The sequence below is a fragment of the Ruegeria sp. AL1 genome (genome assembly GCF_056540905.1).
Map to the genome: position 1 here is coordinate 209,274 of NZ_JBQFXP010000008.1, position 19,323 is coordinate 228,596.

A 19,323-nucleotide genomic window follows, 5' to 3' on the forward strand; every position below is an offset into this window, starting at 1 on the left:
TATGAAGGAGCGCCGAATTGCAAGCCCACTGACCCTCGGCCACATGCTTTCGCCTGTCTCCGTTTTTGTCGGGCAGGTTATCATCATGGGCGCAGGCCTGGCCTTGCTGGCGTCACTGACGCTGCCATCCACGTTGTGGGTGCTAAGTGCTTTTTTCGCGACCTCTGTCATCACCGGGTTGGGATTATCCCATCGCTATCCGCATGACGTGCTGGGACTGTGCAACACGGTCACGTTACTGCGCGCGGCGATGGTGGCCTTTTTGTTTGGCGCGTTGTTTGTACTGGATGCCGTATCGCCGTGGCTGGTTTTCTGGGTCGGACTTGTTGCCTTTGTAATGGATGGTCTGGATGGTTGGCTGGCGCGCCGGTCCGGGCTTCAATCCGAATTCGGCGCACGTTTCGACATGGAGACGGATGCAGCGCTTGGCGCGGTATTGGCGCTTTGGTTGATGCTGTCGGGAACGACGCAGGCCGAAGTTCTGATCCTTGGGTTCACGCGCTACGCATTTGTCGCCGCAGGCTGGGTACTGCCACGGTTGCGCGGCGACCTGCCCGAGTCGTTTCGGCGCAAGGCGATCTGCGTGGTGCAAATCGCGGCGTTGCTGCTGCTGGTCTGCCCCTGGACCCCTGCGGGCCTGATCCTGCCGATCTCAATCGGCGCGTCCATGGCGTTGTGCTTTTCCTTTGGTGTGGACGCACGCTGGTTGTTGCGCCGCCCCTCATGAGGTTGCTTTTTCCTCTTATCCTTGGCGCCGGGTTGGTCTTTTGCATTCTGGTCTTGCCGAACCACCCGGGGACGATGACCTGGTCGGCGGTGAACCGATGGCCGCTTGAGCTTCCGGTGATCCTGTTGTTGCTGATCGCGCTGGGCAGGCTGCGGGGACTGGCAACGGCTTTGGCAGGTGCTCTGGTGATCCTCGTGCTGTTGAAACTGGCCGACTATGGCACGTACACCGCCTATAACCGGACGTTCAATCCGATCATTGACACATTCCTGATCAGCGCGGGATTTGACCTTTTGCAGAACAGCTTTGGCGCGCTGCCGACAATCGCTCTGGCGATCACGTGCCTGGCGCTCGTGGTTTTGCTTTTTGTCGTGCTGCGTTTTGGGCTTGGCGCATGGGCTGCTCTACCTGTTCCCGCCTGGGCCCGGTGGCTGGCGGGGTCGGGCGTTCTGATTGCGGGTACATGGATGGTTGCGGATGTCGGGCACCATCTGAAATTCTGGCGGTTCGAGGAAAGCCCGCCGGGCACCGCCTGGGCAACCCGGCTTGTCGTCAAACGGGGCATCGACATGCAAGCGACGGCGGCAGATCTGTCCCGGTTCCGCCGTGATGCGCAATCGGATCCGATGCGGCACATTGAAAACCCGCTAGACCGGCTTGAGGGGCGCGACGTTTTGCTTGTCTGGATCGAAAGCTATGGGCGCGCAAGTTTCGACAACCCGCTTTATGCCCGGACTCATCTACCGACCTTGCATCGCGCCGAGGCCGCCATCGCCCAAAGCGGACTGGCGGTCAAAAGCGGATGGCTGACCGCTCCTACAGCAGGCGGTCAAAGCTGGTTGGCACACGGCGCGCTGGGCACTGGCCTGTGGACCTCGGGCAATGGTCGTTACAATGCCATGATCGCCAGCGGTCGCAGATGGCTTTTTCACTTTGCACAGGATGCCGGGTACCGCACATCGGCTGTCATGCCTGCGATCACGCTGGCATGGCCGGAAAGCCGCGTCATGGGGTTTGATCATGTTTTTGCGGCGGCTGACATTCCGTACAAGGGAAAGCGGTTCAATTGGGTCACCATGCCCGATCAGTTCACCCTGGCAGCCTATCCAGGCCTTTTGCCTGCCGGCTCACGCCCGGATTTTGTGCAGATCGCGTTGATCTCGTCTCATGCACCATGGACACCAATCCCGCACATGATCCCGTGGGACGAAATTGGTGACGGTGGGGAGTTTGACGAGATGGCAGCGGCGGGGCCAACCCCACGCGCGCTTTGGAAGAACCGCGACGACGTGCGTGACGCATATCGGCGCGCGGTTGATTACAGCTTGCAAGCGGTCTTTTCCCATGTCGCTGATCTGGGACCGCGCGCGCCTTTGGTTATCATTGCGGGTGATCATCAGGCGGCTGGTTTTGTGGCTGGCAGCGACAATCACGATGTGCCGGTCCATATCATCGGCCCGTCGCGTGTACTGGCGATGATTGATACATGGGGCTGGACCGACGGCATCATACCTTCAAAGAACGGGCCGGTGCGCCGGATGGACGCGTTTCGGGATGATTTTCTGACGGCGTTCACCTCTTCGGACCTCTTGGCGGAGGTCAATCAATGACAGGCCGGATCATTCGATTTCTTGGATCGCTGATACTGCTGGGTGGCGTGCTGTGGTGGGGCGCGACAGATGTCGTCTGGTCGCGCCTGCGCGCAGCTGATCCGGGTTGGGTCTTGGTCGCAATTCTGTCCCTCAGCCTCAGCACCTTTTCGATGGCGCGCCGATGGCAGATCACCGCCCGCGCGCTTGAACTGGAGCTGACCTTTGGCGCGGCGCTCAAGGAGTATTACCTGTCGCTGCTCGCCAATTCCGTTCTGCCGGGTGGGGTGGTCGGGGATGTCAGCCGTGCGGTTCGAACCCGCCACCACGGAGATCTGAAACGCGCCGCGCACTCCGTGCTGGCCGAGCGCCTGATGGGGCAGGCCGCCATGCTGCTGGTACTTGCCCTGGGGATGACCGCGGCCGTGATATTGCCGGGCGGCGTTGTCTGGCCGAGTGGCACGGGGTGGGTCTTGGTGTTGGGTCTTGGGTTAGCGGGAACCGTCGCTGCTTGGTCTCTTCGCATAAGGTCGACGGCGGAGTTTACCCGGTTCTGTCTGCGTTTGATGATCCGCCCCGAAGTGGGTGCGCAGGCAATACTTGCAACTGCATTGTTGATTCTGGGCTTGTACGCCAGCGCAAGGGCGACCGGCACCATCTTGCCGCTGGAAGCCTGCTTTACGGTTCTGCCACTGGTTCTTTGCGCCATGTTGGTCCCGATTTCAGTTGCCGGGTGGGGATGGCGCGAAGGCGCGGCTGCGGCGCTTTTTCCGCTGCTGGGTGCCTCGTCCGAGGCCGGGATCGCCATGGGAATATGCTATGGTGCTGTCATGCTGGTGGCGGCATTGCCCGCGATTGGATTCCTGTTCGTACCTGCCTCGCACCCGGTTGCGGCCAAATCAGTGGAGAACACATAATGCCTGCCGTGTTCGCAATTCCCGGAGATAAGGATCAACGCACCGGCGGGTATATCTATGACGCAACCGTTTTGGATCTGCTCAACGAAATCGGATGCGCGACGTCACATCTGGAATTGCCGGGCAGTTTTCCCAACCCGACCCCGGCAGATATGGACACGGCGCTGGCTGCATTGATGGCTGTGCCGGACGGGAACCCGATCATCGTGGACGGGCTGGCGCTGGGTGCGATGGACCCGAACAGGGTGGCCGAAATTCCGGCACCTGTCATTGCTCTCGTGCATCACCCGCTGGGTTTGGAAACAGGGATCGATGGCACATGTGCGACCCAGTTGATCCGCAATGAAACCGAGGTTCTGCAACACGTGGCGCATGTGATCGTGACCAGCGGGCATATCGGCCAGACACTGAGCGCAGAGTTTTCCGTTTCTCCGGACCGCATCACGGTCGCCACGCCCGGGTTCGATCGTCCCAAGACAGAGCGCGCGGCTGCGACACCGCCGCTTATCCTCAGCGTGGGCCTATTGTCGCCCCGCAAGGGGCATGATGTTCTGATCGAGGCCTTGAGATTGATAGACGATTTGGTCTGGCAGGCTCAGATCATAGGGCGGCCTCAGGACGCACACTATACTGCCGCGTTGACGGCACAGATTACCCATGCCGGATTGGGCAAACGCATCAATTTGATGGGTGAAGTTGGAGAGGCCGAGATCAGAGCGGCATATACCCGGGCCAGCATTTTTGCGCTGGCGACCCGATACGAAGGATATGGGATGGTACTGAGCGAGGCCATGCTTCACGGCCTGCCCGTAGTGTCCTGCGCCGTCGGTGCTGTGCCTGAAACGGTGGGAGATGCGGCATGTCTGGTGCCTCCTGATCAACCCGCAGCCTTTGCCAGGAAACTGCGTGCCCTTTTGCAGAACCCCGATCTGGCAACCGAGACTGGCCGGGCCTCTGCCGCGCGTGCGGCAGCTTTGCCAAGCTGGCACGACACCGCCCGAAAAATTGCCGACGTGATTGCGCAGGCTACCCCGTGACCTGCAGTTTTTCCCACATAACAAACCGGAGCACTTATGTTTGCTGTTGAAGTCCGCGACCATGTGATGATCGCACATTCCCTTCCTTCACCTGTCTTTGGTCCTGCCCAAGGCGTGCATGGCGCGACCTTTGTGGTTGATGCTGCCTTTTACACGAAAGATCTGGATGAGAATGGATTGGTTGTCGATATCGGACTGGCCACCGAAGCGCTTGCACAAACGCTTGCACCGCTGCGCTATTCCAACCTTGACGACATCCCCGCGTTCAAAGGCAAGATCACCACGACCGAATTCCTGTGCCATCACATCTGGGATCAACTCAGGACAGTGGTGAAGACAAGCGGGCTTGGCGATAATGGCCGGGTTCGGCGTATCCGGGTGCAATTGCACGAAAGCCATGTGGCGCGTGGATGGTATGAAGCAGACATCTGAGACCAGCTTTGAACCTGATTGGCTGAGCCTGCGCGAACCGGCAGATCACAGCGCGCGGGACGCGGCGTTGTTGTCCCGCGCTGCCATTATTGCAGACAGCGGGAAAGCAATCCTCGATCTGGGCAGCGGCACCGGATCAACGGCGCGGGCTTTCGCTGCGGCAGGGTACCCTGATTTGCCCTGGCGTTTTTTTGACAATGACCCTGGGTTGCTGAAACTGGCCAAGGCCCGCCATCCCAATTCGGAAACCGTGCAGGGCGAACTGGCTGATATCGACGCCTTACCGTTGCAAGGGGTGGGGCTGATAACAGCGTCAGCCTTGTTCGATCTGATGCCCGAAGATTGGCTTTCGGCTCTGTGTGTCAGGGCCGGTCACGCGGGCATACCGATCTACACTGCGTTGAACTATAATGGCGATATGCGCTGGTCGCCCGTTGATGCCCGCGACGATGCAGTTACATGCGCGTTTAACCGTCATCAAAAACAGGACAAAGGCGTGGGCCCTGCCCTCGGCCCGGATGCTGGTTCAACCTTTTCACGGCTCTGCTTGGCGCAAGGGTATGAGGTCGAGATGGCGCAAAGCCCGTGGCAGCTTGGCCCTGCGCACGCGGCGCTGCACGATGCGCTTTTGGCCGGGATCGAAACTGCCGCTTGTGAGGCCGGTGCGCCTTTTGCCCAATCCTGGGGCCGGGATCGACGCAGCGCGATTGACGACACAACCGTCCTGATCGGCCATACGGATTTGCTGGTGGTCCCACAATGAAAGACCAAGGAATGCAATGTTCAGAATGCGGAGAAATCCATGCGTGACGTTGATGTGACCCACAAGGTCTGGAACCGTATCCTTGCCGTGCGCGCAGGACAGGGTTGCCTTTGCAGCGAAGACTGGAGCACGGGCGAAAAGCAGGCGCTTGCCCTTTATGGCACGTTGGCCCAGCCGCAATCGTCCGGTCAGGTTGTGGCGCAGATCGGGCAGTCTCTGGACGGTCGTATCGCCACCGAGTCAGGGGATGCCAAGGATATCTCGGGTAAGGATGGTCTGATGCATCTGCACCGTCTGCGGGCCCTGTCGGATGCGGTGGTGATTGGTGTGAAAACGGCCCTGCACGACAACCCGCGTCTGACCGTGCGCATGGTCAATGGAACAAACCCCGCGCGGGTGATAATCGATCCCAGTGGCCGTATGCCTGACGACATTGGTCTGATGCAGGACACCCAGGCGCGCTGCATCGTCATCCAGTCGGTAAACAGACCGCGACCAGAACATGTCGAGGTAATCAACCTGCCGCGCACACACTGGATTTCTCCGTCCCATATTCTTGGAGCTCTTCGGCAACGCGGTCTAAACCGCATTTTGATCGAAGGCGGCGGGATCACGATCGCGCAGTTCCTCGAGGCCGGACTGCTGACCCGCCTGCACGTTGCGGTTGCACCTTTGCTGATCGGCGCCGGACCACAGGGGCTGACAACTTCCCCTGTTGCCACCCTGGCGCAGGCATTGCGGCCAAAAACAGGTGTCTACGGTCTTGGCTCGGACGTATTGTTTGACTGCACATTCGAACCTGCACATGCGCAGATCGCGCCGTACCCTCTGCCTTGCCGCACAGCCCGCCATGCTTATGTCGGGTCCCCCGCCTGATGAGTTCGGAGCTGGGAAAACAATAGTCTAAAAAGTGAAATCATGATCTTTTGCGCAATGAAATCCCTGTATCTTATGTCTTATGGCGCCTCAGGTTGCTCGGCCCAGCCATGCTGAAACGGAGGCCAAAGTGAAACCTGAACTGGCGATAAGATGATGGACAAGCGTGCACGTGCATTGTGGATCACGGCCGCCGAGACCGCAGAAATCCGCGAGGTTGAGTGCCCGGAGGGGCCCGACCTTCTGCGGATCACCGCCATGTATTCCGCGATCAGCCGAGGAACCGAGCGGCTGGTCTTTCGAGGCCAGGTTCCGCCCAGCGAGTTTGAGACCATGCGGGCTCCGTTCCAGGACGGCAGCTTTGCGTTCCCCGTCAAATATGGCTATGCGACGGTTGGCAGAATACAATCAGGTGCGCGGGCGGGCGAGATTGTGTTTGCGCTGCATCCTCATCAAACGCAATTCTGTGTTCCTGCCGAAGCCGTAATATCAGTCGATCCATCCGTGCCGCCTGCGCGTGCCGTGCTGGCGGCCAACATGGAAACCGCGCTTAATATCCTCTGGGATGCGGGCGTCAGCGCGGGCAGCAGGATCACAGTTGTCGGGGGCGGTGTGATCGGCGCTCTGACGGCGTATCTGTGTGCAAAATTTCCAGGAACCGAGGTGTGCCTGGTTGACATAGACCCCGCCCGCCAGACCCTCGCGCAACAGTTGGGATGCGCATTTGCGACACCCGAGTCCGCGCAGGACAATGCGGATGTGGTCATCCATGCCTCGGCAACCTCGGCGGGGTTGACCACCGCACTTTCCGTTGCCGGTACCGAGGCAACCATTGTCGAGGCCAGCTGGTACGGCAACCACCCCACCACGGTGCCACTTGGCGCGCAATTCCACCAGAAACGTTTGCGCATCGTCAGCAGCCAAGTGGGTCGCGTCCCGGCGCATATGGCACCACGTTGGACTCATAGCAGGCGGTTGAGAAAGGCGATGGATCTGTTGGCTGATCCCGTGCTTGACACATTGATTTCCGGCGAAACCGAGTTCGACGATTTGCCCGCAGCTTACGGTGCAATCCTTGATGATCCTGCAACACTCTGTCACCGAGTAAAATATCCTCGGAAATAACCGGTCACGAGCCGCACGATCGGGAAGAAGCGGTGCCCGGAAGATGCATTTTCGGCAATTGGTTGATAACGTAACTAAATAAGTAAACACTATTGCATGGCGCTGTCTGCGACTGCATCGCTTTCGTGATTCTTAGGAATGCTGGGGAATAGTAAATTATGGCAGTCAGGGAACGGAGCACTTCGTGAGGTCACGACAAGTACAATATCGCTCAACCATTTGACATTAAGGAAATAAAGCGGGATGTTTTGGTGCCCAGGAGAGGACTCGAACCTCCACGTCCATACGGACACTAGCACCTGAAGCTAGCGCGTCTACCAATTCCGCCACCTGGGCAGGTGTCGTGGAGGGGCGTTTAAGCCCACTGAAGGGAAGCGTCAACCAGATTCGGGAAGAATTTTGAAAGTTTTTTGACCGATGCCCGGATGTGTCCGAGCCAACCGACATTTTCAACTCTGCGCGGCGTTATTGCGCCTTGTTTGAAGCACGGTGTGGCGCTAGATCGATCAGGAAGCACTCGGGTAGGAGCCCTCATATGTCCAAACTGGTCACCATATTCGGCGGGTCGGGATTTGTCGGTCGTTACATTGCGCGGCGGATGGCGAATGAGGGATGGCGCGTACGTGTTGCGGTCCGGCGGCCGAACGAGGCGATGTTCGTGAAACCCTATGGGGTGGTCGGACAGGTCGAACCGGTTTTGTGCAATATCCGCGACGATGGCTCGGTGGCGGCGGCAATGAACGGGGCCGATGCGGTTGTGAACTGTGTCGGTGTGCTGAATGAGCTGGGTAAGAACGAATTTGGTGCCGTCCAGGCAGAAGGGGCCGAGCGGGTTGCCCGGATCGCTGCCGGGCAGGGGATCGAGCGCATGGTGCATGTCTCTGCCATTGGCGCGGATGCCGAGGCGGACAGTGACTATGCGCGATCCAAGGCACAGGGCGAGGCCGGCGTGCTGAGCCATATGCCAAATGCTATGATATTGCGCCCGTCGGTGATTTTCGGCAGCGAAGATCAGTTCTTCAACCGTTTTGCGACGATGACCCGGATGGGCCCCTTTCTGCCTTTGGTCGGGGCTGACACAAGGTTTCAACCTGTTTATGTGGATGACGTGGCCCAAGCCGCTGTTCTTGGCGTTTTGGGTCAGGCGGCTGGTGTCTATGAACTGGGCGGGCCGGAAGTCAAAAGTTTCCGGGCGTTGATGGAGCAGATGCTGGAGGTCATTCACCGGCGTCGGGTCATTGTGGGAATGCCGTTCGGGATCGCAAAGATCATGGCAGGTGTTCTGGATATTGCAAAATTTGTCAGCTTTCAGCTGTTCCCGAACAGCATTCTGACTCGGGACCAGGTCAAAAATCTGCGTCAGGACAACGTGGTGTCGGAAGAGGCCAAGGGCTTTGCCGATCTTGGTATCGAGCCTGCGACCATGGAATCCGTGCTGCCCGATTATCTGTGGAAGTTCCGCCCGTCGGGTCAGTATGACGACATTCAGAATTCAGCCAAGAACCTGCGGATCTGATCAGCTGTAGGCGATGATCAGCAGAATGACGCCCAATATCACGCGATAGATCACATAAGGCGTAAAGCTGATGCTGCGCAACAGGCGCATCATCAGGGTCAATGCAAGCAGGGCCGAGACAAAGGCAAACAGGGCGGCAATCGCTCCGTCTCTGGCCAGTTGGGCGTCCGCTTCGTGTATGACGTCAACCGACAAAAGCGTGCCCGAGGCCAGAATGGTCGGGATCGACATCAGCATTGCGATGCGAGCCCCATCTTCGCGTGTGTAGCCCAGTTGGCGGGCCCCGGTAATGGTGATGCCGGACCGCGACGTGCCGGGGATCAGGGCCAGAACCTGCCACAGGCCCATTATGATGGCGTCCCTTGGCCCCCAGTCCTCTGCGTCCTTGGTTTGGGGGCCTTGCTGGTCCATCCAGTACAGCAACAGGCCAAACCCCAGCATGGTCCAGCCAATCACTGTCATGGACCGCATGGCTTGACTCAGATCGGTGACATACAGGATTGCACCGACGATCACTGTGGGAATCGTCGCGACGATCAGGCCAAGCGCCAACCTCGCCTGCGGGGTCTCGGTACGTCCAATAAGTGCGGCGGGCAGTCCTGCAATTGCCTGTCGTACGTCTGACCAGAAATAAAGAATGACCGCGCCCAGTGTTCCCACATGGACAGCTACATCAATGGCCAGCCCCTGATCGTCCAGCCCTGTAAGGCTGGGCAACAGAATCAGATGCCCCGAAGAGGAGACTGGCAAGAATTCGGTAACACCCTGAATAATCGCCGCAAGAATCAACTGAAATAGACTCATTAAAACTGCCCGTGCTGCCGTCACGTGTTCTTTGTGATCAATGGGTATAAGCGCAGTGTGGAAAAGGAAAGGACGCAAGTAGGTCCGAATCGGAACTAAAAATTCACATATTTTTGGTCGAGCAGAGGGAAAATCTAAATATTTTTCAATTTAGGTCAGTGAAATTGACTTTTAATCGAAACTATCATCTCTTAAAGAGGCTCGACCAAGCCAATTCATGGAGTCTGACCCGTGGCCAAGCAACCGATGCTGAAATTTGTGCAGATCGACCGTGTCATGCCCGATAAGCGTGCCGCCAATGATCGCACGGAAGACTTTGATGAGATCTATGCCGAATATGCTGCCGAGAAAGCCGCCGAGCAAGCCAGCCGGTGCAGCCAGTGCGGTGTGCCTTATTGTCAGTCGCACTGTCCGCTGCACAACAATATCCCGGATTGGCTGAACCTGACCGCAACCGGTCGGCTGGAAGAGGCGTATCAAACCAGCCAGGCGACCAACACATTCCCCGAGATTTGCGGACGCATTTGTCCACAGGATCGTCTGTGCGAAGGCAACTGCGTGATCGAACAATCGGGTCATGGGACGGTCACGATTGGGTCTATCGAGAAGTATATTACCGATACGGCGTGGGACAAAGGCTGGGTTAAACCTGTGCAGCCGGACACCGAGCGCGGCGAAAGCGTGGGCATCATCGGCGGCGGTCCCGGCGGGTTGGCGGCTGCGGACATGCTGCGCAAGGCAGGCATTCAGGTCACTGTCTATGATCGCCACGACCGCGCAGGCGGGCTTTTGATGTATGGTATTCCCGGCTTCAAACTGGAAAAGGATGTGGTCCAGCGTCGCAATGATCTGCTGGCCGATGGCGGTGTGACGTTTGAATTGAACTGCGACGTGGACGCGGCGAAATTTGAAGATATTCGCGGCAAGCATGATGCGGTGATTATCGCAACAGGCGTCTACAAGTCGCGCGATCTGTCCATGCCCGGCAGCGGGTTGGACGGGGTCGAGAAGGCAATCGATTTCCTGACCGCCTCAAACCGCAAAAGCTTTGGCGATGCGGTTGAAGATTTTGACAATGGCCGTCTGAATGCCGAAGGCAAAAAGGTCGTGGTGATTGGCGGCGGCGACACGGCTATGGACTGCGTGCGCACCTCCGTCCGTCAGGGGGCGACCTCGGTCAAATGTCTCTATCGGCGCGACCGGGCCAACATGCCCGGCTCGTTGCGTGAAACCCAGAACGCCGAAGAGGAAGGCGTGATCTTCGAATGGCTCAGCGCACCCAAGGGCTTTACCGGTGATGACACGGTCACCGGCGTGATGGTGCAGAAAATGCGTCTGGGACAGCCCGATGCTTCGGGCCGTCAGGCACCCGAAGTGATCGAAGGCGCAGATTATGTCGAAGACGCCGATCTGGTTATCAAGGCGTTGGGCTTTGAGCCCGAAGACCTGCCCACCCTTTTCGGCGAGCCTGATCTGCCCGTAACCCGCTGGGGTACCGTCAAAGCCGCGTTTCAGACTGGCGAGACCGAGATGGACGGCGTTTACGCCATCGGAGATATCGTGCGCGGGGCGTCTCTGGTCGTGTGGGCGATCCGCGACGGGCGCGACTGTGCCGATGCGATCATCGACCGGTTCAACGCCAAGGCAGCCATAGCCGCCGAATAATCCCAGCGATCAGGAGGCTTGGATGCCCGAATTGCAAGGCCAATGCATGTGTGGCGCGGTCACCGTGACCGCCACCCCCGCGCAGGACGCGCTGGGCGCGTGCCATTGCGATCAGTGCCGCCGCTGGACCAGTTCCATGCTGGTGACGTTTCAGGCGCAAGAGGGATATGCCGCTTTGGGCCCGGTGAAAACCTTCGCCTCGTCCGACTGGGCCGAGCGGGCCTTCTGTGCCGAATGCGGGTCGGCGCTTTGGTACCGGATCACCCTGCCGGGCGAGATGCACGGACAGACGCAAATGGCGGCGGGCCTGTTTGAAGACACAGGCCATGATCTGCAACTGGAACTTTATATCGACAAGAAACCCAATGGGTACGCGTTCGCAGGTGAACGCAAGCAAATGACCAAAGCGCAAGTTGAGGCCATGTTTGCACCCTCGGAAGAAGGAGACAGCCAATGACCAAATATGATGCCGATTGGGTCAAAGCCGAGGAAACCAAGCGCCAGTGGATGGCCGAAAACGGTCTCTATTCTGAAGAAGAAGAGCATTCCTCTTGCGGTGTGGGTCTTGTGGTCTCGGTCGACGGCAAGAAAAGCCGCAAGGTTGTGGATGCGGGGATCAACGCGCTCAAGGCGATCTGGCACCGGGGTGCGGTGGATGCAGATGGCAAGACCGGCGATGGCGCGGGTATCCATGTGCAGATCCCGGTTCAGTTCTTCTATGACCAGATCCGCCGCACCGGGCATGAACCCAATCTGGACGAGTTGATTGCGGTCGGTCAGGTCTTTCTGCCGCGCACCGATTTTGGTGCGCAGGAACAATGCCGGACCATCGTAGAAACCGAAGTTCTGCGCATGGGCTATTATATCTATGGCTGGCGGCATGTTCCGGTCGATGTGACCTGTCTGGGCGACAAGGCCAATGCGACCCGTCCAGAGATCGAACAGATTCTGATCTCGAACTCGAAGGGCGTGGACGAAGAGACCTTTGAGCGCGAGCTTTACGTCATCCGTCGCCGCATCGAAAAAGCGGCTTTGGCGGCCGGGATTTCCGGTCTGTATCTGGCCTCGCTATCCTGCCGGTCGATCATCTACAAAGGCATGATGCTGGCCGAACAGGTCGCGGTTTTCTATCCCGATCTGATGGATGATCGCTTTGAATCGGCGTTTGCGATCTATCACCAGCGCTATTCCACCAACACCTTCCCGCAATGGTGGCTGGCGCAGCCGTTCCGTATGCTGGCCCATAACGGTGAGATCAACACGCTGAAGGGCAATATCAACTGGATGAAAAGCCATGAGATCCGCATGGCCAGTGCCACCTTTGGCGATCATGCGGAAGACATTAAGCCGATCATCGCCGGTGGATCGTCAGATTCTGCCGCATTAGACTCGGTTTTTGAGGTTTTGGTGCGGGCGGGCCGGTCCGCGCCCATGGCGAAAACCATGCTGGTGCCCGAAAGCTGGTCCAAGCAGGCGGTGGAACTGCCGCAGGCGTGGCGCGACATGTATTCCTACTGCAATTCGGTGATGGAGCCGTGGGACGGACCCGCAGCGCTGGCGATGACCGATGGCCGCTGGGTCTGCGCCGGTCTGGACCGCAACGGTTTGCGCCCGATGCGCTATGTGGTCACCGGCGATGGTCTGGTGATTGCCGGGTCCGAAGCGGGGATGGTGCCGATTGATGAGGCTTCGGTGACCGAAAAAGGCGCGCTGGGCCCCGGGCAGATGCTGGCCGTGGATATGAAGCGCGGCAAGCTCTATCGCGACAAGCAGATCAAGGACAAGCTGGCGCGCGCGCTTCCGTTTGGTGAGTGGGTCGGCAAGATTCACGATGTGGATGAGTCGCTAGCCGGCGTGACGGAAACGCCGATCTTCTCGGGCGAGGCGCTGCGCAAGCGGCAGATCGCAGCCGGATACTCGGTGGAAGAACTGGAACAAATCCTGTCGCCCATGGCCGAGGACGGCAAGGAATCGCTGGCTTCGATGGGTGACGATACGCCTTCAGCGGTTCTGTCCAAGCAATACCGCCCGCTCAGCCATTTCTTCCGGCAGAACTTTAGCCAGGTGACCAATCCTCCCATCGACAGCTTGCGCGAGTACCGTGTGATGTCGCTGAAAACCCGGTTCGGTAACCTGAAAAACGTGCTGGACGAAGACAGCAGCCAGACCGAGATTGTCGTGCTGGGCAGCCCCTTTGTGGGTAACGCGCAATGGGACAAGCTGGTCGAGACGTTCAATTCTCCGCTGGCGGAAATCGACTGTAGTTTTGAGCCCGGTCGCGGTGCTCTGAGCGCCGCTTTGACCCGTGTTAGAGCCGAAGCGGAAGAGGCCGTGCGTTCGGGCGCGGGGCATCTGGTGCTGTCCGACATGAACTCGGGCGCGGGTCGGGTGGCAATGCCGATGATCCTGGCGACCAGTGCCGTGCATTCGCATCTGACCCGTCAAGGGCTGCGCACCTTCTGTTCGCTGAATGTGCGGTCCGCCGAATGCGTCGACCCGCATTACTTTGCCGTTCTGATCGGCTGTGGCGCGACCGTTGTGAACGCTTATCTTGCCGAGGATTCGCTGGCTGACCGCATTGATCGCGGGCTGCTGGACGGTACACTGACCGAAAACGTGGCGCGCTATCGCGAGGCCATTGATCAGGGTCTGCTGAAGATCATGGCCAAGATGGGCATCTCGGTGATTTCCTCATACCGTGGCGGTCTGAACTTTGAAGCCGTGGGCCTCAGCCGTGCGATGGTGGCCGAGTACTTCCCGGGCATGACCAGCCGGATTTCCGGCATCGGTGTCACCGGCATTCAAGCCAAGGCCGAAGAGATCCACGCCAAGGGTTGGGACAGCGGTCTGGACGTGCTGCCCATCGGCGGTTTCTACAAGGCGCGCAAATCGGGTGAGACCCATGCGTGGGAAGCGACCTCGATGCATATGATGCAAATGGCTTGTAATCGGGCCTCATATGAGCTGTGGAAGCAGTATTCGGCTAAGATGCAATCGAACCCGCCGATCCACCTGCGCGACCTCATGGATTTCAAACCTTTGGGCAAACCGGTTCCGATTGAAGAGGTCGAGTCGATCACCTCAATCCGCAAACGGTTCGTCACGCCGGGCATGTCGCTGGGCGCGCTCAGCCCCGAGGCGCATAAGACGCTGAACGTGGCGATGAACCGGATCGGTGCCAAGTCCGACTCGGGTGAAGGCGGCGAAGACCCGGCGCATTTCGTGCCGGAACCCAATGGTGATAACCCGTCGGCCAAGATCAAACAGGTGGCCTCGGGCCGGTTTGGTGTAACCGCCGAATACCTGAACCAGTGTGAAGAGCTTGAGATCAAGGTGGCGCAAGGTGCGAAACCCGGTGAGGGCGGTCAGTTGCCGGGCATGAAGGTCACCGACCTGATCGCGCGTCTGCGGCATTCGACCAAGGGCGTGACGCTGATCTCGCCGCCGCCGCACCACGATATCTACTCGATCGAGGATCTGGCGCAGCTGATCTATGACCTGAAACAGATCAACCCGCGCTGCAAGGTGACGGTGAAACTGGTGGCGTCCTCGGGCGTTGGCACGATTGCTGCCGGTGTGGCCAAGGCCAAGGCTGATGTGATCCTGATTTCGGGTCACAACGGCGGCACCGGCGCGTCGCCCGCGACCAGCATCAAATATGCGGGTCTTCCGTGGGAGATGGGCCTGACCGAGGCGCATCAGGTTCTGGCCATGAACAACCTGCGCGACCGTGTCACCCTGCGGACTGATGGTGGCCTGCGGACCGGGCGCGATATCGTCATGGCCGCGATGATGGGTGCCGAAGAATACGGCATCGGCACTGCCGCCCTGATCGCGATGGGCTGTATCATGGTGCGTCAGTGCCAGTCGAACACCTGCCCGGTCGGCGTGTGTACGCAGGACGAGAGCCTGCGTGCCAAGTTCACTGGCAACGCCGACAAGGTGGTCAACCTGATCACCTTCTACGCGCAGGAAGTGCGGGAGCTGCTGGCCAGCCTCGGCGCGCGTTCGGTGGATGAGATCATCGGCCGGGCCGATCTGCTGGCGCAGGTCAGCCGTGGCTCGGCGCATCTGGACGATCTGGACCTGAACCCGCTGCTGATTACCGTCGATGGCGCGCATGACATCGTCTACAACCGCGACAAGGATCGCAACGCGGTGCCCGATACTCTGGACGCCGAGATTGTCCGCGATGCGGCGCGATTCCTGAAAGACGGTGAAAAGATGCAGCTGTCCTACGCGGTTCAAAACACGCACCGGACGGTTGGTACGCGGGTGTCCAGCCATATCGTGCAGAATTTCGGGATGCGGAACACGTTCCAGGACGACCACCTGCATGTGAAGCTGCAGGGCTCGGCCGGTCAGTCGCTGGGCGCGTTTGCCGCGCCGGGGCTCAAGCTTGAGGTCTCGGGCGACGCCAATGACTATGTCGGTAAGGGCTTGTCGGGCGGTATGATCGTCGTGCGCCCGCCACAGGTCAGCCCGCTCAAGGCCGACGACAACACGATCATCGGCAACACGGTGCTGTATGGTGCAACCGACGGCCACTTGTTTGCCGCCGGGCGCGCGGGTGAACGGTTTGCTGTGCGTAACTCGGGTGCGAAAGTGGTGATCGAGGGCTGTGGCTCGAACGGATGTGAGTACATGACCGGTGGGGTCGCCGTTATTCTTGGCGATATCGGGGCCAATTTCGGTGCGGGTATGACCGGAGGCATGGCGTATCTCTACGACCCCGATGGCAAGGCCGAGGCGCTGATGAACATGGAGACGCTGGTGACTTGTCCGGTGACGGTCGATCATTGGGTCGATCAGCTGAAGACGCTGATCGAAACCCATCACGCCGAAACCAACAGCCGCAAAGCCGCAGATATCCTGCAGCATTGGGACGTCGAGAAGTCCAACTTCCTGCAGGTTTGCCCGAAAGAGATGCTGAACAAGCTCAGCCATCCTCTGACCGCTGAAGTCGAGGCGGTCCCGGCAGAATAACGCATTTTGAACAATGCATTCCCCTCGCGTGCTACTTCTGTGCGCGAGGGTCGTTTCACCCGTTTTCTGCCTGCAACTGGCGCTGAGGGCATGTCAGTCGGATCCGCGATCATCGTCAGTGGTGGCCTGGGATCGCCTTGCTTTACCCCCAGCATCATGAGTGAGGCGCCAAGGGGGCGGCCTTTTGAAAAACAGTAGGACCGGCCATCGCGTCGGGAAGACAGGCTGAACGCGCAATACCCCTTTTCAACATTCCGGGTCGCGTCGTATAGCAAGACATGGCTCAGAAAGCAGCGCGTAAATCACGCGGAAAAAAGAAAAAGGCGACCAGGTCAAATCCTCTTGTAGCTCCGTTTGTCTGGATCAGGCGATGGGTCTTGCGGGCTGTGCTGGCCGTTGTGGTTGTGTTTGTCGCTTTGGTCCTGCTGTATTCGGTCGTGAACCCGCCGTTGACCCATACGATCTGGTCTGAATGGAGGCGGCTGGGCAAGGTCGACCGGGAATGGGTCGAAATGGAGAATATCGCCCCGATCATGGCGCGGTCGGTGGTTGCGGCTGAGGATGCCAATTATTGTCTGCATTGGGGATTCGACGTCGAAGCCATTCGCAACGCGCTGGAAGATGGCGGTACGCGCGGTGCGTCTACGCTGTCTCAGCAAGTGGTAAAGAACGTGTTTTTGTGGCAGGGGCGCAGTTGGGTGCGCAAAGCGCTGGAAACCGCGATGACGCCAATGGTCGAGATTGTCTGGAGCAAGCGACGTATTCTCGAGGTGTATCTGAACGTTGCTGAGACTGGTCAGGGTGTCTTCGGAGTTCAGGCTGCCGCGAGAAAGTATTATGGCGCGGACGCCGCCAATCTGACGCCGGTGCAGGCTGCGCGAATTGCCGCGATCCTGCCGTCGCCACGCAACCGGTCGGTGACCGATCCTACGGCACGCACCCGCCGACGGGCGGCTGCGATCCTGGACGGAGCGGCTACCATCCGCGCAGATGGTCGCGCAGCTTGTTTCGAGGATTGAAACCCGGGTCGGTCCAAGGCTATTGCTGAAACATAGTCTCTGGTTCGATTGGAAGCCCATGGCGCGTCTGTTTCACGTTCCCCTGTCCCCTTACTGCCGCAAGGTCCGCTTGTCGTTGGCTGAAAAGAAGGTCGAGGTCGAGCTTGTTGAAGAGCGGTACTGGGAACAGGACCCGGATTTCCTGCGTCGCAATCCGGCGGGGAAAGTGCCTGTGCTGCGATTGGATGGGCAGATCATGTCGGAAAGTGCGGCGATCTGCGAGTATATTGAAGAAACCCGCCCGGAACCGCCATTAATGCCCAAAACCCCGGAGGCGCGTTACGAAGTTCGGCGTCTGGTTGGGTGGTTCGACGACAAGTTTCATCACGAGGTGACCTCAAAACTGCTGTATGAGCGTGTGAACAAGAAGATGACCGGGCAGGGTTATCCGGACAGCAAGAATGTCAAGGAAGGTGCGCGGGCGATCAAATATCATCTGGATTACATGGCCTGGCTTCTGGATCATCGCCGCTGGTTGGCGGGGGATCAGATGACGCTGGCCGATTTCGCGGCAGCCGCGCATTTGTCTGCGTTGGATTATATTTCGGATGTGGACTGGAACCGGTCACAAGCCGTCAAGGACTGGTACGCCAAGATCAAGTCGCGGCCAGCGTTCCGGTCGATCCTGGCGGATCAGGTTCCGGGCTTCCGACCACCGGCCCATTACGCGGATCTGGATTTCTGATAGGGTGAGCAAAAAGGGGCTATCTGCCCCCTCTTGGCCCGTTGGGCCAATTCACCCCCGAGGATATTTTTGGCCAGATGAAGAGCGGATCAGAGTTGAAGGAGCTGTTGGGGGAGCAGGCCCTGAGCGAGGGATTCGTGGCTTGTCGCGTGTGCCGCCCATGGGACGTGCCCGAGGTTCCGGCCCGGTTGGAGGCGTTTTTGCAGGCCGGATATCATGGGCAGATGGGGTGGATGGCGGAGCGAACCCAGTGGCGCGGAAATCCGGCGGCGCTTTGGCCAGAGGCGCGATCGGTAATCATGTTGGCCGAAAGCTATACGCCCGCGCATGATCCGACGGACGTTCTGGATCATCCGGATAAGGGCGCGATTTCCGTTTATGCGCAGAACAAGGATTATCATGATCTGGTCAAGAAACGGCTCAAGCGGTTGGCGCGCTGGTTGATCTCGGAGGCCGGGGGTGAGGTGAAGGTTTTTGTTGATACAGCTCCTGTTCCCGAAAAGCCGTTGGGGCAGGCAGCCGGGCTGGGATGGCAGGGAAAGCACACCAATCTGGTGAGCCGGGATTGGGGAAATTGGGTCTTCATAGGTTCGGTTTTTTCGACGCTGGATTTGCCGTCGGATGTGGCAGAATCGGACCATTGCGGGTCGTGCAGGGCCTGTCTGGATGTATGTCCAACCGACGCGTTTCCGCAGCCTTATCAACTGGATGCAAGGCGATGCATTTCGTACCTGACTATCGAGCACAAGGGTCCGGTGGACGAGGCTTTGCGAGGTAAGTTGGGCAATCGGATTTACGGGTGTGACGATTGTCTTGCCGCTTGCCCCTGGAACAAGTTCGCGGTGGCGGCCAGCGATGTCCGATATGCTGCGCGGCAGGACCTGATGGCGCCTCCGCTGATCGAGTTGGCAGTGCTGGACGATGCGGGGTTTCGGCAAAAGTTCTCCGGTTCGCCGATAAAGCGGATTGGGCGGGATCGGTTTGTTCGAAACGTTCTCTATGCGATTGGCAATTCGGGCCTGCCAGCGCTCAGGTCAGTTGCGCTGAACCTGACGGAGGATTCCGATCCTGCCGTGGCTGATGCAGCCCGGTGGGCCGTCAAACAATTGTCTTAGGTGCTGCAAACAGGCTGGACGTGACGGC

16 protein-coding genes and 1 tRNA gene are annotated in these 19,323 nt (G+C 59.0%); 15 read left to right on the forward strand and 2 right to left on the reverse strand.

Translation table 11 applies throughout. The features are described from left to right. Position 1: 1 nt before the first annotated feature. From ACRZ9X_RS14510 to ACRZ9X_RS14545, 8 genes are all read left to right on the forward strand, one after another. On the forward strand, positions 2–727 hold the full coding sequence (locus tag ACRZ9X_RS14510) for a CDP-alcohol phosphatidyltransferase family protein (protein ID WP_480520044.1): 726 nt from the start codon (positions 2–4) through the stop codon (positions 725–727). Further along, positions 724–2,337 (forward strand): sulfatase-like hydrolase/transferase, encoded by a 1,614-nt coding sequence (locus ACRZ9X_RS14515; RefSeq protein WP_480520046.1) that lies wholly within the window; start codon positions 724–726, stop codon positions 2,335–2,337. The genes ACRZ9X_RS14510 and ACRZ9X_RS14515 overlap by 4 nt, the downstream gene beginning before the upstream one ends. Beyond that, complete coding sequence (locus tag ACRZ9X_RS14520; protein ID WP_480520048.1) at positions 2,334–3,233, forward strand: lysylphosphatidylglycerol synthase transmembrane domain-containing protein; 900 nt, start codon at positions 2,334–2,336, stop codon at positions 3,231–3,233. Before ACRZ9X_RS14515 ends, ACRZ9X_RS14520 begins: the two co-directional genes overlap by 4 nt. Then, positions 3,233–4,270, forward strand: a complete 1,038-nt coding sequence (locus tag ACRZ9X_RS14525) for a glycosyltransferase family 4 protein (protein WP_480520050.1) — start codon at positions 3,233–3,235, stop codon at positions 4,268–4,270. Before ACRZ9X_RS14520 ends, ACRZ9X_RS14525 begins: the two co-directional genes overlap by 1 nt. A gap of 36 nt (positions 4,271–4,306) precedes the next feature. Beyond that, a complete protein-coding gene (locus ACRZ9X_RS14530; protein ID WP_480520052.1) occupies positions 4,307–4,702 on the forward strand; it encodes a 6-pyruvoyl trahydropterin synthase family protein in 396 nt (131 codons plus the stop codon). Beyond that, entirely contained in the window at positions 4,686–5,465 is a 780-nt protein-coding gene (locus ACRZ9X_RS14535) for a class I SAM-dependent methyltransferase (protein ID WP_480520054.1), read from the forward strand. Before ACRZ9X_RS14530 ends, ACRZ9X_RS14535 begins: the two co-directional genes overlap by 17 nt. A gap of 39 nt (positions 5,466–5,504) precedes the next feature. Beyond that, entirely contained in the window at positions 5,505–6,341 is an 837-nt protein-coding gene (locus ACRZ9X_RS14540; protein WP_480520056.1) for a RibD family protein, read from the forward strand. A 153-nt stretch (positions 6,342–6,494) separates the two neighbouring features. Then, on the forward strand, positions 6,495–7,466 hold the full coding sequence (locus ACRZ9X_RS14545) for a zinc-dependent alcohol dehydrogenase (protein WP_480520058.1): 972 nt from the start codon (positions 6,495–6,497) through the stop codon (positions 7,464–7,466). A gap of 249 nt (positions 7,467–7,715) precedes the next feature. Here ACRZ9X_RS14545 and ACRZ9X_RS14550 read toward each other — a convergent pair. Continuing rightward, positions 7,716–7,802, reverse strand: a tRNA-Leu gene (locus ACRZ9X_RS14550). 199 nt (positions 7,803–8,001) lie between these two features. Here ACRZ9X_RS14550 and ACRZ9X_RS14555 point away from each other — a divergent pair. Then, positions 8,002–8,982 (forward strand): complex I NDUFA9 subunit family protein, encoded by a 981-nt coding sequence (locus tag ACRZ9X_RS14555; protein ID WP_480520059.1) that lies wholly within the window; start codon positions 8,002–8,004, stop codon positions 8,980–8,982. Here ACRZ9X_RS14555 and ACRZ9X_RS14560 read toward each other — a convergent pair whose 3' ends face one another. Then, positions 8,983–9,786 (reverse strand): undecaprenyl-diphosphate phosphatase, encoded by an 804-nt coding sequence (locus ACRZ9X_RS14560; protein ID WP_480520061.1) that lies wholly within the window; start codon positions 9,784–9,786, stop codon positions 8,983–8,985. A 231-nt stretch (positions 9,787–10,017) separates the two neighbouring features. Here ACRZ9X_RS14560 and ACRZ9X_RS14565 point away from each other — a divergent pair, with 231 nt between their 5' ends. The 6 genes from ACRZ9X_RS14565 (at position 10,018) to queG (ending at position 19,295) form a co-directional block, all read left to right on the forward strand. Continuing rightward, positions 10,018–11,451: an NAD(P)-dependent oxidoreductase gene (locus ACRZ9X_RS14565; protein WP_480520063.1), complete on the forward strand. Its 1,434-nt coding sequence runs from the start codon at positions 10,018–10,020 to the stop codon at positions 11,449–11,451. A 22-nt stretch (positions 11,452–11,473) separates the two neighbouring features. Further along, complete coding sequence (locus ACRZ9X_RS14570; RefSeq protein WP_480520065.1) at positions 11,474–11,908, forward strand: GFA family protein; 435 nt, start codon at positions 11,474–11,476, stop codon at positions 11,906–11,908. After that, positions 11,905–16,437, forward strand: coding sequence for a glutamate synthase large subunit (gene gltB, locus ACRZ9X_RS14575; protein WP_480520067.1), 4,533 nt, complete (start codon positions 11,905–11,907; stop codon positions 16,435–16,437). Before ACRZ9X_RS14570 ends, gltB begins: the two co-directional genes overlap by 4 nt. A 278-nt stretch (positions 16,438–16,715) precedes the next feature. Next, entirely contained in the window at positions 16,716–17,456 is a 741-nt protein-coding gene (gene mtgA / locus ACRZ9X_RS14580) for a monofunctional biosynthetic peptidoglycan transglycosylase (protein WP_480520069.1), read from the forward strand. A 58-nt stretch (positions 17,457–17,514) separates the two neighbouring features. Continuing rightward, positions 17,515–18,180: an FtsZ-binding protein FzlA gene (fzlA, locus tag ACRZ9X_RS14585; protein ID WP_480520071.1), complete on the forward strand. Its 666-nt coding sequence runs from the start codon at positions 17,515–17,517 to the stop codon at positions 18,178–18,180. 77 nt (positions 18,181–18,257) lie between these two features. Continuing rightward, positions 18,258–19,295, forward strand: a complete 1,038-nt coding sequence (gene queG / locus ACRZ9X_RS14590) for a tRNA epoxyqueuosine(34) reductase QueG (RefSeq protein WP_480520073.1) — start codon at positions 18,258–18,260, stop codon at positions 19,293–19,295. The last annotated feature ends 28 nt before the right edge of the window (positions 19,296–19,323 follow it).

What these genes read in the sequence shown, in the direction of transcription:
- gltB (WP_480520067.1), top strand. Translation starts at nt 11,905, where the DNA reads ATGACCAAATATGATGCCGATTGGGTCAAAGCCGAGGAAACCAAGCGC.
- fzlA (WP_480520071.1), top strand. Translation starts at nt 17,515, where the DNA reads ATGGCGCGTCTGTTTCACGTTCCCCTGTCCCCTTACTGCCGCAAGGTC.
- ACRZ9X_RS14535 (WP_480520054.1), top strand. Translation starts at nt 4,686, where the DNA reads ATGAAGCAGACATCTGAGACCAGCTTTGAACCTGATTGGCTGAGCCTG.
- ACRZ9X_RS14545 (WP_480520058.1), top strand. Translation starts at nt 6,495, where the DNA reads ATGATGGACAAGCGTGCACGTGCATTGTGGATCACGGCCGCCGAGACC.
- ACRZ9X_RS14570 (WP_480520065.1), top strand. Translation starts at nt 11,474, where the DNA reads ATGCCCGAATTGCAAGGCCAATGCATGTGTGGCGCGGTCACCGTGACC.
- ACRZ9X_RS14515 (WP_480520046.1), top strand. Translation starts at nt 724, where the DNA reads ATGAGGTTGCTTTTTCCTCTTATCCTTGGCGCCGGGTTGGTCTTTTGC.
- ACRZ9X_RS14555 (WP_480520059.1), top strand. Translation starts at nt 8,002, where the DNA reads ATGTCCAAACTGGTCACCATATTCGGCGGGTCGGGATTTGTCGGTCGT.
- ACRZ9X_RS14510 (WP_480520044.1), top strand. Translation starts at nt 2, where the DNA reads ATGAAGGAGCGCCGAATTGCAAGCCCACTGACCCTCGGCCACATGCTT.
- ACRZ9X_RS14560 (WP_480520061.1), bottom strand. Translation starts at nt 9,786, where the DNA reads ATGAGTCTATTTCAGTTGATTCTTGCGGCGATTATTCAGGGTGTTACC.
- ACRZ9X_RS14520 (WP_480520048.1), top strand. Translation starts at nt 2,334, where the DNA reads ATGACAGGCCGGATCATTCGATTTCTTGGATCGCTGATACTGCTGGGT.
- queG (WP_480520073.1), top strand. Translation starts at nt 18,258, where the DNA reads ATGAAGAGCGGATCAGAGTTGAAGGAGCTGTTGGGGGAGCAGGCCCTG.
- mtgA (WP_480520069.1), top strand. Translation starts at nt 16,716, where the DNA reads ATGGCTCAGAAAGCAGCGCGTAAATCACGCGGAAAAAAGAAAAAGGCG.
- ACRZ9X_RS14530 (WP_480520052.1), top strand. Translation starts at nt 4,307, where the DNA reads ATGTTTGCTGTTGAAGTCCGCGACCATGTGATGATCGCACATTCCCTT.
- ACRZ9X_RS14525 (WP_480520050.1), top strand. Translation starts at nt 3,233, where the DNA reads ATGCCTGCCGTGTTCGCAATTCCCGGAGATAAGGATCAACGCACCGGC.
- ACRZ9X_RS14540 (WP_480520056.1), top strand. Translation starts at nt 5,505, where the DNA reads ATGCGTGACGTTGATGTGACCCACAAGGTCTGGAACCGTATCCTTGCC.